This window comes from Bartonella massiliensis (genome assembly GCF_902150025.1).
Lineage (GTDB): Bacteria > Pseudomonadota > Alphaproteobacteria > Rhizobiales > Rhizobiaceae > Bartonella > Bartonella massiliensis.
Genome location: NZ_CABFVS010000065.1, coordinates 1 through 1533 on the forward strand (window position 1 = coordinate 1; position 1533 = coordinate 1533).

Consider the following 1533-nt stretch of genomic DNA (forward strand, 5'->3'; position numbering starts at 1 on the left):
CGTGACCCTATTAAAGAACGTGAAAAACAAAAGCGTGAGGCAATAAGCAATCTCCATTATTTAAAAGATATTGCTTTAGACACTTTTGAAAGTCGTAAAGCTGAATTAAAGAATGATGGAAAAGATGGGAACTGGTTTTTACCATTACGCCTTCATATTCTCCCTAAATTAGGCTGTCTGCCCGTTTCAGAAATTACACAAACAGAGATACGCAATGTTCTTTCTCCTATTTGGCATACAAAAGCTGGAACTGCTTATAGAGCTCTTAATCGTCTTAATATATGTCTCAAACATGCGGCTGCATTAGGTTTGAATGTTGATTTACAAGCAACAGAAAAAGCAAAAGCTCTCTTAGGCAAACAACGTCATAAGGTTATTAATAGACCAGCCATGGATTGGAAAGATGTTCCGGCTTTTTATAAAACGCTTTGTCAAAAAACAACTATGACGAATTTAGCTTTGCGCTTGCTTATTCTGACAGGCGTTCGCACAAATCCTTTACGTTATATTCATAAGGATCAAGTTGATGGGGATATATGGACAATCCCTGCTGAGAATATGAAAGGAAAGCGTGATGCTACAACAGAATTTCGCGTGCCTTTATCAACAGAAGCATTAGAAATTCTCAAACAAGCGCGATTGCTTTCTCGCAATGATTTCTTTTTTTCTGCTAAAGGTCGCGGTCCCCTCGCTGAGAAGTGTATGTATATTTACATGAGACGTAATAAACTTGAAACCTGCCCGCATGGTTTTCGCTCTAGTTTACGTGATTGGCTTGCTGAAACAACCGATGCCCCCTATGAGGTCGCTGAAACTATTCTGGGGCATGTGGTCGGGGGGCAAGTGGAACGTGCCTATCGTCGTACTGATTATTTAGAACAGCGTCGTGTTTATATGGATAAATGGGCGGCTTATGTCACAGGTCAATCTTAAGATATGGGGTGTAATACCCCATTATCTGTGGATAACTTTAGCTCTCTCTTCTCTCATTCTTTCTCAATAAGATTCATAAATTATCGCATTAGAAAATATATGATAAAATACTGTTTTCTATAAACTAAATACCTTTCATATGATGCAAAAATATGGTTAATAAATGCTTATGATTTGTTCTCATTTTTTTAATATTTGAAAGGAATTTAGTATGATAGAAAATGATGTTCTTTTAACAGACCGTGAAAGTGCAAAATTGCTTCATATGAGTGTCTCAACTTTCCGCCGTCATGTGACCAATGGCTCTTTACCAAAACCTTTAAAATTTGGTTTTTTATCCCGTTGGTTACAATCGGATCTTTTGAATGTTATCGAACAAGCAAAACAGCAACGTCAAAGTGATGCGGCATAAAAAAAACCTTGTCACATAAGGATGGACAAGGCTTTTCATTTTCACACGATGATTATCGATAGCAGAGTCCGTCCTATGATGCAATCATTATAGGATCAAAAAATATGTTTTCTTTTACGAATGCGCAGGGCATTACACGTGCCTTGCATGGGGTTTGGTATGGGCGTTATGGACTTGCCCGTTGTCCA

2 protein-coding genes are annotated in these 1533 nt (G+C 38.0%); both read left to right on the forward strand.

All coding sequences use genetic code 11. The annotated features are described in order from the left end of the window. Positions 1 to 933 (forward strand): tyrosine-type recombinase/integrase (locus tag FNZ60_RS09420; RefSeq protein WP_142417289.1); only part of this gene is annotated, 933 nt, incomplete at its 5' end. A gap of 211 nt (positions 934 to 1144) precedes the next feature. After that, positions 1145 to 1345 (forward strand): helix-turn-helix transcriptional regulator, encoded by a 201-nt coding sequence (locus FNZ60_RS09425; RefSeq protein WP_005773386.1) that lies wholly within the window; start codon positions 1145 to 1147, stop codon positions 1343 to 1345. Positions 1346 to 1533: the final 188 nt, after the last annotated feature.

Coding starts and splice junctions, on each gene's coding strand:
- FNZ60_RS09425 (WP_005773386.1), top strand. CDS start 1,145: ATGATAGAAAATGATGTTCTTTTAACAGACCGTGAAAGTGCAAAATTG.